The organism is Rhizobium sp. SVR5-9E (genome assembly GCF_056755095.1).
Genome location: NZ_JBNDHS010000133.1, coordinates 1 through 13,876, shown reverse-complemented (window position 1 = coordinate 13,876; position 13,876 = coordinate 1). Strand labels below are relative to the sequence as shown.

Here is a 13,876-nt window from a genome sequence, read left to right as displayed (position 1 = left end):
GACGCACGTCACAGCAAGGCGCGCGACATCATCAATACACACCCTGAAGATCTTGTTGCAGAGCTCGGTCTGGGACCGGTCCAGGATGCGTTCGACATTCTCGTTGGCGGCCCGCCATGTCAGGCCTTCGCGCGTGTCGGCCGCCCGAAGCTTCGTGAGATTGATGCTCACCCGCAGGCTTTTCGTCACGACCCGCGCGCGCGTCTGTATCAGGAATATCTGCGTTACGTCGATGCATTCAAACCGCTGGTCGTCGTGGTGGAAAACGTTCCGGATGTGCTGAACCATGGGGGTCAGAACATCGCCGAGGAGATCTGCGAGGTTCTCGAGGACAAAGGATACGTCTGCGGCTACACACTGCTGAACGCGGCGTTCTATGGCGTACCGCAGATGCGCGAACGTATGTTCCTCATTGCCTACCGTCGCGAAGTCTCCGAGAAGATATCATTTCCTGACCCGACAAACTGGCTGGTCCTTCCTCCGGGCTATGAGGGATCTCGAGCAGTTGCGCTCAAGGTGCTTAACGGCCACCTTTCGTCAGCGCATGACTATCTCGAACCCCCCTCTGCAGTCCCCTCTCTGCCCGCCGCAGTCACCGTCGAACAAGCGATCGGAGATCTTCCACGCATCGATGCCCGCAGCAAACTCGCCTCAGGAGAACTGCGGCGTGGCGCGCGCCGCATGGATGAGACAATCCCTTACGACCGGCGGCAGAAGATTTCGGCATACGCGAAGCTGATGAGGTCTTGGCCAGGCTTTGAAGCGCCGCAAGACGGGCTGCGCGACCACGTCATCCGCTACCTGCCCAGAGACTACCCTCTGTTTGCTCGTCTTAACCCTGGCGACCAATATCCTCAGGCATGGCAGCATGCGATGAACATGTTCGATGAAAAACTGGCTGAACTCAAAAAGGCCGGGAAACAAATTGTCGAGGGATCTGCCCAATATGAGAGCCTGAGGGATGCGATCGTCCCACCATATGACGCCTCGAAATTTCCGAACAAGTGGCGGAAGATGTGGAGCGATCAGCCGGCAAGAACGCTCATGGCGCATCTTGGTAAGGACAGCTACAGCCATATTCATTATGACAGCCAACAGGCACGTACGATCTCGGTGCGTGAAGCCGCAAGATTGCAATCGTTCCCGGACGGGTTTGTCTTTAGCGGGACCATGAACCCGAGTTTCAAGCAGATTGGAAATGCCGTACCTCCCCTGATGGCAAGAGCACTTGCTGCGCGGATCATGGAGACGTTGTGTCCGAGCCAGAAAGAGAGCCTTGATGGATATCCGAGAGCGGCAGCAGCAGTATAAGGACGCAGTCCAGGCCTTTCCAGGCATGACGAAAGGCACACGCGTAGCCGATGCCTTCGGTGTTTCAAACAGCGCCAAGATTGTCGGCGGGGCGCTGTTTGCCTTTAACGTCAATCTCGCATCCTACAGCGCCGCATATGACCAGGTAGCAGTCCATTGCCTGCTTCGCTTCCCACCGGAAGACGAGATCTATTTCACGATCTTCGTAAAAAACGATCTTCCCGTACTCGAAGCTCGGCTTGACGAGATGCGCGCCTCTGGCAGCTCGAAGCCGAGGAACTCGGGACAGAAGAGCATCGCCGATGAGGACGAAACTGTCGAGGAAAGCGTCGTAAATGAGGAGTCCGCGGCCGCCGCAGCCCCTGACACCCTGGATTACACTGACAACAACAAGAATGTGAAAGGCTACATTGCCAGCGACGGGCGTCTTTATCTGCGCAACAAAGGGTATTGGGATACGATGCCCGCTGATCTCTCAACGATCAGCAAGCCTGTGGCAATTGATCGGATCGTTTTTGCGATATGGCCGCCAGCAGCATCTGCCAGCCGGGGCCTGATGGCTCGGGAGTTGATCGGGTATCTGGGCAACCTGATCGGACGCGAGAAAATCCACGAGTTACGTGTGTGGGCTGACATGGACGCCGTCAGCGCCGACATGCAGCGCATGCCGGCAAGTCTGTCTCTCAAGGAGATCGAGGATGCGATCGCCGCAGCGGGCGGCCATTACACCGACGGGGAAATCTCGCGCTTCCACGGCGCCATGAATTTCCTGTCCTCTAAGCATTTTGTCATCCTGTCCGGGTTGTCAGGGACAGGGAAAACCCGCATGGCGATCCAATACGCCCATGCCGTCCACGGACTATCTGGCAAGGACAGCCGGGATCCGTTCCTGTTCATATGCCCGGTGAGGCCGGAGTGGACGGATCCGACGGGGCTGACGGGCTATTACGACGTGCTTTCGAACCGATATATGATCCCCCCGTTCCTTGAGGCAGTTCTGCTGGCGACTGCGCATCGGGATTCGCCGGTATTCGTCGTCCTTGACGAAATGAATCTTGCCCGCGTTGAGTATTATCTTTCAGATGTTCTTTCCGCAGTGGAAAGTGGCGAAAAAATACGCCTTCATTCCAGCGGCGTGCCACTCGAAGGCTCAAATGGTACGCCGGTTCCTGCAGCGCTCGAGCTCCCGTCAAACCTTTACATCACCGGCACAATCAACGTCGATGAGACGACCAATCCGGTAAGTGACAAGGTACTGGACCGAGCCATCGTCATCGACATGTCCAGCGTTGATCTCCCGGGCTTTCTTGATGCCCTTGTGAAACGCGAACCCTCTCTGACCGATGCGCGAGCGGCCTGCGAGGGAGTGCTTAGCCAGGCGAGGACAATCCTTGCCGCGCACGGATTGGGGTTCGGCTATCGCGTTGCCGAGGAGGTTGTCCGCTACCATACCTTCGCAGAGCAGCACCTTAGCCCGGCTCCAAATTCGGTTATCGACGATCTGATGGTCCAGAAGGTTCTGGTAAAGCTGCGCGGAGGCGAGCGCCAGCGCCCGATGTTGGCGGGGCTCACAAAAGCCTTGGCAGGACTTCCGCGCTCTCAGAACTTCCTGACGAAGCTTCTTTCAGATCTGGACGAGTTCGGGGCCTTCCAGGCAAACAGGTAGCCAGATGGCAGCGCTGCTGATCAGAGACGAGAAAACCGGCGCTCAATGGCGCGTCTGGCCGGATCCCGAGGTCATACCGGCGGGATCGATCCATGAAACCGGCTCCTACCTCTTCGAACTCACCGGAGCTGACGACGCGGACACAGCGGATCTCCTGATCGACGACGTAAGGCTGGAGGCTTTGCGCGCCCCGGCACCCGATGCCGCGCGCTGGCGATGGCCGCCCGGATTCCAGGCCGGGCTGGTGGAAGCTGAGCTTCGTCTTTCAGGCCGCTCGCCTCGCCGCTTCGAAATCACCACCGATCCTGATCTGCGCAAGCTGACGCGAGACGACTTCGATGCGATGGTTCGCGAAATCCTCGACGATACGTTTGCCCTTTTTTCACTGAGCAGTTTCAGAAAGGGGATCGCTAGGGGGAACGGCGCCCGTCCACCGGCGATAGCGAGGTTGGAATTCCTTCGCTCGCGCATCGAGGAACTGGAGATAGTCGTCGCTGCGATAGCACGCAGTCCGAGACGCATTCTGAAGGCTCAGGAACGGGATGTCGCCCACTACCAGGCCACGCGGGCAACTGGCCCCGAAATCCTGCGATCCTTCCAATCCGGACCGGTTCTGAGAGAGACGACGAATACGACGCGCCTGCCCGCCGCGCTGAAAGGTTTTCTTCCACGTCAGATTCGTATCCGTCAGCGCCAGAGTTCTCTTGATCTCCCGGAGCATCGGCAGATGGCCGCCTGTCTCCGCGCCTGGACGGCATGGCTAACGGTGGCGGCCGAGCAACTGGACAAAGGTAGCCGCGAGCGCGGCGCCGAGGTCGGCAGGGAAGCGAGCGCCTGGGCGAGGCGCTGCTGGCGTCTTGCAAGACGGCTTAGCCAGCTCGGGACGTCTGCACCGTTCGTTGAGGCCGGAGACGCTCCTCCGCGTCTGACGCTTTCGGCTCTGTTTCGGAACGATCCGTCTTATCGCCGCTTTTATCGGCTCTGGCAGGACATGAATCTTGGCATTGCGGCAGTCTTCGGTGACTTCCTGAACCTGCCGCTGGCGCGAACCTTCGAGCTGTACGAACTTTGGTGTTTCTTGCGGCTCGTGCGAGCCGCGACGCTGGAATTCGGGGACGAGAGCGTCGCAGTTCAGGATCTCTTTATCACCGATGCGTCGGGAGGACTCACTCTTGCAGCCGGCGCGGTCACCGTCTCTATCGGCGATAGCTGGCAGCTCTGCTTCCAGAAACAATATCGCGAATTCTGGCTTGAGCCGGATCGGCGCGGATCTTATAGCCGCACGATGACGCCGGACATTGTCGCCGCTCAAAACGCGGCGGCCGGCGGCGAGCGGGGAAGGATGATCGTTCTCGATGCCAAATACCGGGTCGCTGACGGGCTTAATGATGCGTTGACCTCAATCCACACCTATCGTGATGCGTTGGTTCAGGAGGCTGAAGCAGGGAACGTGAAAGGAATTGTCAGCGCCGCCTATCTTCTCACCCCTGACATGCCGGCTATCGGAAGCACTTACCGCTCCACTGCTATGCCCGGGCGGCTGTTTCATCCGCAATACCGTGCCGGTTTCCGATTCGGAGCAATGACTTTGAAGCCGGGCATGGCTATGTCAGATCTGGCCTCAGCTCTTCGACAGATTATCGCCGATGCCACGTCAGAGGAACCTGCATAATGGATGTTCTGACTAAGGAGCAACGCCGGCTTAACATGAGCCGAATCCGTGGCCGGGACACAAAGCCGGAATTGCTGCTGCGCAAAGGGCTGCACGCGCGAGGCTACCGCTTCAGGGTGAACGTGACCGGTCTTCCCGGCCACCCGGATATTGTTTTTCCAAAATACGGAGCCGTCATTCAAGTTAATGGATGCTTCTGGCACGGACACGACTGTCACCTGTTCAAGACGCCAACTTCGCGTCAAGAATTCTGGGCGGAGAAAATTGCCGCGAACCGTCTACGCGATAGGCGGACGAATCAAGCCCTGTCAGAGGCGGGATGGAGAGTTCTAACAATTTGGGAATGCTCGCTGAAAGGCGTGAAACGACGGCCACCGGATGAGGTTCTGGCCTGCTGCGAGACTTTTTTACGGAACAAAAGCAAGCAGATTGATGCAATCAGGTCTTCTTGAAATCGACTTTGCCGTCATCGAGCTAAACATAGACTTGGCTTCATGCCGCTGACATCCCCTTTTTCCGGGAAACGCTATGCGACTCCAAGCGCGATTATCCAGGAGTTGCATTGCTTGGTTCAGAAAATCATGGATCCGAAGCTCTTGATGACGATACACGATATAATTGCAACGGCATCGCGTCTTTGCTAGCATCGCCCGTGAAGATTTGGGCAACCGGACGTGTCGCGCCGGGAGGGTGGGCGCATGCAGTCGGTGTTTGCCGGCAATATTGAAGTCAGTATTCTGCGGTCAGGACGAGAGATAGCGAAGGTCATCAGGCCCCTTCGTGAAACCGAAAAAGGCCCGGTAATCCGCTTCAAAAAAAAGTTCTGGTCAGTTAGGGACGGCGTGGTGGATCTGGACGCCGGACCGATCAGCGACGAGCCAGGATTTGATCCGCCGGAAGACTCAGACGATGAGATTTCTTCGTCCGTTGAGGACGAGGATCTTCAAGGTGACGTGATCACGGCTCCTGCTTCAGACAGACTCCTGGTGGATGCAGGGCCCGGCACGGGCAAAACCTATGTCGCATGCTCCCGCGTTGCTGCACTGATAAATGAGGGGGTTCCGGCCGGTCGTATCTGGCTTGTAAGTTTCACTCGCACCGCAGTTCAGGAGATAAGAGCACGGCTGGTCTCGTATCTTGAGGATCCTGCTGACGCTTCAGCTGTAAAGATTGCAACACTCGATTCCCAGGCATGGGCAATCCAGGCCGGCTTTTCTGATGATGCAAAGCTCACCGGAGCCCACAACGACAACATACGGACAACGCTTCAGTACATTCAAAGCGACCGTGATGTTCAGGAATATGTCGGGCGCATCAGGCATCTTGTTGTCGACGAAGCTCAGGATATCATCGGCGATCGGGCCCAATTAGTCCTTGCCTTGATCGATCACCTTAGCGACGAATGCGGGATAACAGTCTTCTGCGATCGGGCACAGGCAATCTACGGATTCACCGAGGATAGCTCAGAGTCGGAGGACACCAATATTCTTGTTGACGAGCTGCAGCGCCGCTCATTCGAACTCCGCAAACTCCGTCGTGTTCATCGCACAACTGATCCGTCCCTTCTCAAGATATTCACCGCTGTCCGGCAACAGGTTCTCGATGAACGTCTGTCGTCTGCGATGAAGGGCGAGCTCGTACGAAATGAAATCCGGAGACTTGCAGGGAACGAGCTCGGCCAATTCCGAGATCTTGATCTGACCACGGTTCCTGCAAACTCGCTTGTTCTCGTAAGACAGCGTTGTGACGCGCTCAGTATATCGGGCGAAAACGTTGGCGTGGCGCATCGGCTGCGCATGTCGGGTCTTCCGGCGCGTGTATATCCCTGGCTGGCAGAAACGTTCTGGGACCATATCGAGCGCCGCGTCTCTCAGGATCGCTTCATGGAGCTTTGGCAGACACGGATCGGCAGCAACGCTGCCCCGTTCACAGCGGATCAGGCATGGCGATTGCTGGTTGAAGCCGCCGGCGTGACCGGACAGATTGTCGACATGCATCGAATGCGAGAACTTCTCGCCCGGTTCGCGCCGCCCGTGATTTTCACATCGCCTGATTATGGCGACGAGGGTCCGGTTGTTGGTACCATCCACGCCAGCAAGGGGCGCGAAGGCGATAATGTATTCCTCTATCTGCCGCCCATCGAAAGCGGTGGCGATAACGAGGAGGAAGTCAGAGTCGTTTACGTCGGTGCAACTCGGGCGCGTTTTCAGCTCTCCGTCGGAAATGCGCCGGGTCCGCAGTCCGGCAAGATCGACGGCAGGGTTTGGAAGCGCCTACCGAAAGATAAGCTCCTCATCGAACTCGGAAGAGCCGGAGATCTTGATGCCGAGGGCCTTGTCGGCACGGCCGCGTTCTCGAAAGAAGCCGCTCTTAGGGCACAAACTTTGATCGCGTCCAATGGAACCGTTCAGGGCCTCTCTGCGGCTGTGAAAGCCGACCTGGACTGGAACATGGAACTCGTTATGCCGGACAAACAGCGCATCGCAGTTTTGACTGACAAAATACGGCTCGATCTCCGGGCGATCGCAAAGTCGACTAAACGATGGCCACAGCCCGGCTATATCAGTGGTCTTCGCTCGATCGGAGTGCGAACGCTCGCAGTCCGGCCTGACGATCCTGCCCTTGATCGTCTGAATGAGCCGTGGCGATCAAGCGGGTTCGTGCTTGCGCCGATGCTGGTAGGATTCGGATGGTCAAAGTTGAGAGAACGCCGATGACGGTTCTGATTCCAATGGACATCCTGATCCGACGCCTGCGCGAGGACCTTGTGGGGCCGCGCACACCTGCGGAAACTCTGTCGGCGCGACCGTCCGATGTCTATCTGACGGGAATACTCTGGCCGAAAAATACAGCTGTTTCGCCTGACGAAGACGAGCGGCTATCGGTAGCCGTCGCCGGAGGCGACGATGACGGAGGCGAGGTACCGGAGCTGGCGCAGGCGCAGTCGGTGGGCATGCGACGCCCGTCGACTGCCGGAGTATCGTTCGCGGTAGCGGTCAACGGGGAGCACCGCGCGACCGCCGTCGTGCAGATCGAATTCGGAACATATCTTCCTTCTGACACCGGGAACAGAGGGCATTGGACGCGGCAGCAGAATTCGGTCGGCCCGATTACGGTCGATCTTGCCGAGACCGTCGCTGATCTTTCTCTTGAAAGTCACGGGTTTCCCGGCCTGCGACTAAACGCCAGGACGGTACCGTTCGAAGACGGACTTCTCTCTACAATCACGCTTGTCAACGATTCAGTTCCCGATGAACCCGGCCGGGTCGCGTTGGAGCAGGCGACAATATTCCAGGTTTCAATGACCATTGAGGCTGGTGAGCACTGCCGGCTGATTGCACGGCCCAGCCGCCGCAGTCCGGTCGATGATGAAGACTGGTCTTCGGCGTTGCTGTACCGCAACGCCCGCGAATATGCCGCCGGACACACCTGCTCAGCAGACTGGGTAGACGCAGCAGGTGGCGAAGTGGCAGCGCTGGTAAGGACGGAATGGATACCGGAAACCGTGGTCCCCGCTGTATCGCCGGACGGCCATGCGGTCTTCGCAGACCTGAACAGTGGTATCTTCCAGCCTCTCTCGGCAGGCTGGCTCGCAGAGTGCGCGAGTACTGATATGGTTGCAGGCCTCCGGCAACTTTGCGATGCCTACGAGAAGTGGATCCGCATTCAGCACGGTCAGATGGCCGATCTTGTCGGCAAGCCCGCAGATGCGGCAACACGACATCTGGCGGAAGCCGAGAAGATCCTCGGTCGCATGAGCAGGGGTGTCAGCCGGCTGGAGAACGATCCTGCATGCGCGCGCTCCTTTCAGCTCGCCAATCTTGCTATGACGACGCAACGTCAGTGGGCAGGTCTTGGACCGTTGATCTGGCGCCCGTTTCAGCTTGGCTTTATTCTGCTGACGCTCGAAAGCGCCGCAATCTCGGAACACGCCGATCGCGACACCATGGACCTTCTCTGGTTTCCGACCGGTGGTGGAAAGACTGAGGCCTATCTCGGTCTCGTCGCTTTCGTCGCTTTTCACCGTCGGCTGAGCCGCGAGAACGCAGATGAAGGATCAGGTGTAGCCACGATCATGCGCTACACACTCCGTCTGCTCACCACACAGCAGTTCATACGCGCCTCTGCGATGATCTGCGCGTGCGAAGCCATCCGACGCGGGCGCAGCGGTCCAGAGAACGCGACGGGCCTGGGCAATGAACCGTTTTCCATCGGCCTTTGGGTCGGCGATAAGTCGACACCCAACACCCGTAAGAGCGCCTTCAACAGTAAGACAGACGATTCCAAGTCGACACCGGAACAATTACTGGCATGCCCGTGCTGCAGGAAGCCCCTGCGCTATCATCAGCCCCTGCCTACAGATGCAGTGCAGATTTTCTGCCGCAGCGTCGACTGCGCTCTTGCCGGCGACCTCCCGCTGCCGGTGTGGACAGTCGACGAGGATGTTTACGCGGCCCGCCCCACCCTGGTGGTCGGAACCGTCGACAAATTTGCGCAGATTGTCCGTAAGGCGGCGACAGCGGTTCTGTTCGGCGTAGGCACCGGAGCTCAGCCGCAGTTGATCCTGCAGGATGAGCTTCATCTCATTTCAGGCCCCCTTGGAACGTTAACCGGTTTATACGAGACCGCTCTGGATCTTATTCTGTCGGCAGACGGTACCCGTCCGAAAATAATAGGCTCCACGGCTACAATCCGTCGCGCACCGGAGCAGGTGCTTGCTCTCTTCGATCGGAAGACATGTCAATTTCCGCCTCCGGGTCTGTCGGCCGATGATTCAGGGTTCACCGTTGTCGACAAGAACCTGCCAGGACGACGGTTTATCGGCATAACAACAGCAGGTCGTTCTGCCAAATTCACACTTCAGGCGGTTGCCGCGTCGCTGCTGCAGAGCGCGTCGGCGAGCCTGAATCCCGACGAGCGGGATCACTACTGGTCGCTGGTCGCGTATTTCAACTCGCTTCGCGAATTGGGCGGCGCCCTCGTACTGATGCAGGACGACGTCCACGACAGCATCCAGCTCTTTGCTCAAGCCCGTGGGGAACAGAAAAGAACGCTGCATTTTGTTGAGGAGCTCACATCACGCCGGACGCAGAAAGAAATAACGGGCATGCTTGAGCAACTCGAGCGCAAAGCCGGTCATCCGGAAGCCGTCGATGTCCTGCTTGCGACAAATATGGTCAGTGTCGGCGTGGATATATCCCGCCTGGGTCTTATGCTGGTAAACGGTCAGCCGAAGACGATGGCTGAATACATTCAGGCCACAAGCCGTGTCGGCCGAGGGACGGTTGCGGGACTGGTTGTTCCGATATTGAATAACGCAAAGCCCCGGGACCGCTCCCATTATGAGACGTTCCGAACATGGCATTCGACACTTTACCGCGAGGTTGAGGCGACCAGCGTGACGCCGTTCGCCTCCAGGGCGCGCGACCGTGCCTTGCACGCCGTCCTCGTTGCCATCATCCGGCATCTGGTTGCGGGCATGCTCGACGTGCCGGTACTGACAGATTCAGCAATTGAAAGTGCGGAAGACCTGATCCTGAAGGTCAGCGAACGCGCAAAGAATGTTGACCCTCTTGAGACTGATGTTGAGTCCGAGCTTCGCGACCGCCTTAACAGATGGCGCCGACGAGCTCCTCAAGTCTACTGGGATCGATTCAGGAAGGATCCGCTGTTGCAGTCGGCGGAAGCGGCCGCCGCAAAGCGAGCCGCGGGCAGGGTCGTCGGGCAGGCATGGCCCACCCCAAACTCTATGCGAGGCGTAGAGCCCTCGACAAATTTCAGACTTACTGAAGGGTTGCGAAGGAAGACAGATGGCGCGCAATGATCTGGGAGAAATCCGTCGAAGTGCGGCAGTCGCTATATTCGGGCCCGGAGCAATTATCGACTTCAGAGCCGGTGAGGCCACAATTTCTGCAGTCGCGGCAGGCCTGGAACAATGGGATGAAAGCTTTCCGCCAGCCGGGATGCTCAACGAACAGGCAATCCGCGAGGAGCGGCTCCAGAAAAAACTTGGTGTTAAAGGGTTCAGGCTTCCTCCCATACGCGACCCTGCACGCGAAAAAGACGCGGAGCGTGCATTGCCGGCGGTCAGATTTCCGCAGTGGGTGCAGTGCCCGAAATGTGACCGCATTGCGAAAAGCGAGGAGTGGGGCGACGAGCCTGGTAAAGCAGGGCTGCACTGCCAGAAATGTACGAGCGCCGCACCCGGTCGGAGAAAGGTCTATGTCGTACCTGTCCGTTTCGTGCTGGCCTGCGAATCCGGTCATCTTGATGAATTTCCCTGGCACTGGTGGGTAGGACACCGTGAAGGCTGCAGAAACAAGCGTTTTCTGAAACTTGAATCACGGCAGGCGGGCCTCGCCGGTCTGATTCTCAGCTGCAGTGAATGTGGCTCCGCGAAGTCTATGGACGGCATATTTTCCAAGGAGACCTGGAAGAAGTTTTCGACATGTTCCGGTCGTCGCCCCTGGCTTGCCGGCGGTCATCAAGATTGCTCGCATCACCCTCGGGCTACCCAACGCGGTGCTTCAAATCTTTATTTTCCTGTCATCGAGTCTGCGCTCAGCATTCCCCCCTGGTCGGACCGCCTGCAAGAGGCGCTCGGTGTGTATTGGGAGCCGATTGTCAACGTTGTCGAAGGACGATCGACATTTATAGCCAGCCTTGCGACGACTGTTCTTGCGTCCGTATTGAGTGAACTTGATATGTCACCCGATGAGCTTGCGGCCGAGATCGAGCGGCGGGTGAAGCAGGAGGAAGGTATCGAAGTCGGCAACCTTCGTGGTGAGGAGTACCGTCAGTTCACCGGAGGTACCTACGTCCAGGGTCTTGATCGCGAATTCGAGATCCGCCCTCAGAAGGTTCCGGACGGCCTGCGCCCGTGGTTTTCGCGTCTTGTGAAAGTGAGCCGGTTACGGGAAGTAAGAGCAATGACCGGGTTCACCCGGATCCACCCCTTGGGTGAAGGAGCGACCGAGAAAGCAAAGATATTTTTGTCGAACCCGGGTTGGTTGCCGGCCATCGAGGTTCGAGGCGAGGGCATTTTCCTGGAAATCGATCGTCAGGCGCTCGAGGAATGGGAAAACCGCCCCGAGGTCAAAGTCCGCGCGGCGCGGATTGATCAGCGCCTGAAGGACGAGTGGCGTGAACGTCACGGGGCTGGGTCGGAACCGCCACGGTCAATCTCGGCCCGCTTCCTCCTCGTCCATACTTTTGCTCACGCACTGATGAGACAGCTCACGCTCGACTGCGGCTACTCGTCTACAGCATTACGGGAGCGCCTGTATGTCTCTGAAGGGGATATGCGAGGCATTCTCATCTACACCGCAACGACCGACGACGATGGTACTCTCGGAGGACTGCAAAGGCAGGGAGATCCCGAACGGATCGTTCGTACGATTGTGGCGGCTGTCCAGTCTCAGGCTTGGTGCTCGTCTGATCCGCTCTGCATCGAAGATATGCTGGTTCCCGAAGACGGGTTGTCCCTGGCAGCTTGTCACTCCTGTGTTCTCTCGCCTGAGACGTCCTGTGAGGAATTCAACCGCTTCCTGGACCGTGCGACCCTTGTTGGAACCCCTACCGCTGCAGAGGTGGGATTCTTTCGACACATGCTTACGGGGGGCGCATGACCGGTGCGCGCATGTGGCCGACGCCCCTGCCCCGTCTGATCAGGGAGGATCCTCTCCGGTCATCCGAGGTACGCGTATACGACCTGCTCAAGGAACAACTGGGCCCTCAATGGACCGTGTACTACAGCAGACCCTATCTCAAGATGACACCATCGGGTGCCGAGCTTGATGGCGAGGCCGACTTCGTTGTTGTGCATCCAGACAGAGGTATGCTGACGATAGAGGTCAAAGGAGGAGAGATATCGAGAGATCCGGCGACCGAACAGTGGTTCAGTCGCGATCGCCAGAATGTTCTTCACAAAATCAAAAACCCTGTGCAGCAGGCGGTTTCTGCACAGCATACGCTGATCGAAAAGGTCCGGCGTCTCGATACGTGGCCGAAGGGGAAGTTCATACGCGCGAGACACGGGGTAATCTTTCCTCATGTTTCAAGTCCGCCAGCTGCTCTCGGTGCTGACATGCCGACAGAGATTTTCTGCTGCAGGCTTGAACTTGCAAAACTTGGTGATTGGGTTCGCGGGCGGCTTTCAGGCGGCAACGGCGATTCAATGGGAGAGGCGGGCAGAAAGGCTTTTGACGACCTGCTGTGCCTTCCTTTTACGCTGCGCGTCCCCTTAGCGAGCTATCTTGCTGAAGATGACCGCGCGATTGCTACACTCACCCCTCAGCAATTCTATGTGCTTGATGCCGTGTCTCACCTTTCACGGGTCGCAGCGGGCGGCGGAGCAGGTACCGGCAAAACGATCGTGGCGTGCGAAGACGCTTTTCGGCTCGCCACAGCAGGCAATAAAACAGCACTACTTTGTCTCGGTGATAAACTGGCTTTTCACCTGCGCCAGCGAATGGAGTCATCGGGAGTGCTCGTCATGACATTTCCTGGCCTGTGTCATCACTACGCGTCTGTTTCAGGGTTGAACATCGACCTGACTTCGACGGACATGCTGGAAACCGGACCTGACCTTCTGGCAAAAGCTGTATTGAAGGATCGGACCCTCAGGCTTGATGCTATTGTTGTCGACGAAGCCCAGGACTTCAGAACGCAGTGGTGGATTGCCCTTGAAGACATTCTCGTGGACACGAAGACGTCCAGAATACACGCGTTCTATGACACCAATCAGAGCGTGTACGGAGATCTTACGGGCGAACTTGCCTCGTTTAACGTCGTCCCGATCAGGCTGTCCCGCAATCTGCGCAACACCCAAACTATTCACGCGACGGCGACGCGCTTTTACCGTGGCAACAAGATCACCGCCGACGGCCCGGAGGGCTTCCCCGTCGAATGGGTTACCTGCGCGGGAAATTCGGGCGTTGAGCAGGTATTTGAGGTCATCCGTCAGCTGACCCGCGACGGAGAAGTAGCGCCCGCCGACATTTGTGTGCTCGCACCTAGCGATCATCTTGTCGTACTCTTGCAAAAGCGCTTGGCTTCGTTCGAAGCTTTGACGGTCACGCACATCCGAGATTTCAAAGGACTTGAATGCCAGGCTGCTGTCATCATGGCCGGCCGCGAGATATCGGATGAGCGTGAGCTGGCCTACGTAGCTTTGTCGAGAGCGCGTACGCATTTGACCATTGTGGGAGAGGCTGAGGTCTTAGCGT

At 57.8% G+C, this 13,876-nt stretch carries 8 protein-coding genes; all 8 read left to right on the top strand.

Features of this window, described 5'->3' with window-relative positions; all coding sequences use genetic code 11:
* Positions 1 to 27: 27 nt before the first annotated feature.
* On the top strand, positions 28 to 1,311 hold the full coding sequence (locus tag ACPYOJ_RS31760; protein ID WP_481419800.1) for a DNA cytosine methyltransferase: 1,284 nt from the start codon (positions 28 to 30) through the stop codon (positions 1,309 to 1,311).
* Entirely contained in the window at positions 1,280 to 2,977 is a 1,698-nt protein-coding gene (locus ACPYOJ_RS31755) for an McrB family protein (RefSeq protein WP_481419799.1), read from the top strand. Before ACPYOJ_RS31760 ends, ACPYOJ_RS31755 begins: the two co-directional genes overlap by 32 nt.
* Before the next feature lie 4 nt (positions 2,978 to 2,981).
* Positions 2,982 to 4,649: a DUF2357 domain-containing protein gene (locus ACPYOJ_RS31750; RefSeq protein ID WP_481419798.1), complete on the top strand. Its 1,668-nt coding sequence runs from the start codon at positions 2,982 to 2,984 to the stop codon at positions 4,647 to 4,649.
* On the top strand, positions 4,649 to 5,101 hold the full coding sequence (locus tag ACPYOJ_RS31745) for a very short patch repair endonuclease (RefSeq protein ID WP_481419797.1): 453 nt from the start codon (positions 4,649 to 4,651) through the stop codon (positions 5,099 to 5,101). The genes ACPYOJ_RS31750 and ACPYOJ_RS31745 overlap by 1 nt, the downstream gene beginning before the upstream one ends.
* Before the next feature lie 246 nt (positions 5,102 to 5,347).
* Positions 5,348 to 7,366, top strand: coding sequence for a UvrD-helicase domain-containing protein (locus ACPYOJ_RS31740; RefSeq protein WP_481419796.1), 2,019 nt, complete (start codon positions 5,348 to 5,350; stop codon positions 7,364 to 7,366).
* The gene (locus tag ACPYOJ_RS31735; protein WP_481419795.1) at positions 7,363 to 10,473 is read left to right on the top strand and encodes a helicase-related protein; all 3,111 of its coding nucleotides are present in this window, start codon (positions 7,363 to 7,365) and stop codon (positions 10,471 to 10,473) included. Before ACPYOJ_RS31740 ends, ACPYOJ_RS31735 begins: the two co-directional genes overlap by 4 nt.
* Complete coding sequence (gene drmB / locus ACPYOJ_RS31730; RefSeq protein WP_481419794.1) at positions 10,460 to 12,277, top strand: DrmB family protein; 1,818 nt, start codon at positions 10,460 to 10,462, stop codon at positions 12,275 to 12,277. The genes ACPYOJ_RS31735 and drmB overlap by 14 nt, the downstream gene beginning before the upstream one ends.
* On the top strand, positions 12,274 to 13,876 hold a 1,603-nt coding region (locus tag ACPYOJ_RS31725; protein WP_481419793.1), incomplete at its 3' end, for a nuclease-related domain-containing DEAD/DEAH box helicase. The genes drmB and ACPYOJ_RS31725, both read left to right, overlap by 4 nt.

Coding starts and splice junctions, on each gene's coding strand:
- ACPYOJ_RS31745 (WP_481419797.1), top strand. CDS start 4,649: ATGGATGTTCTGACTAAGGAGCAACGCCGGCTTAACATGAGCCGAATC.
- ACPYOJ_RS31740 (WP_481419796.1), top strand. CDS start 5,348: ATGCAGTCGGTGTTTGCCGGCAATATTGAAGTCAGTATTCTGCGGTCA.
- drmB (WP_481419794.1), top strand. CDS start 10,460: ATGGCGCGCAATGATCTGGGAGAAATCCGTCGAAGTGCGGCAGTCGCT.
- ACPYOJ_RS31755 (WP_481419799.1), top strand. CDS start 1,280: ATGGATATCCGAGAGCGGCAGCAGCAGTATAAGGACGCAGTCCAGGCC.
- ACPYOJ_RS31750 (WP_481419798.1), top strand. CDS start 2,982: ATGGCAGCGCTGCTGATCAGAGACGAGAAAACCGGCGCTCAATGGCGC.
- ACPYOJ_RS31735 (WP_481419795.1), top strand. CDS start 7,363: ATGACGGTTCTGATTCCAATGGACATCCTGATCCGACGCCTGCGCGAG.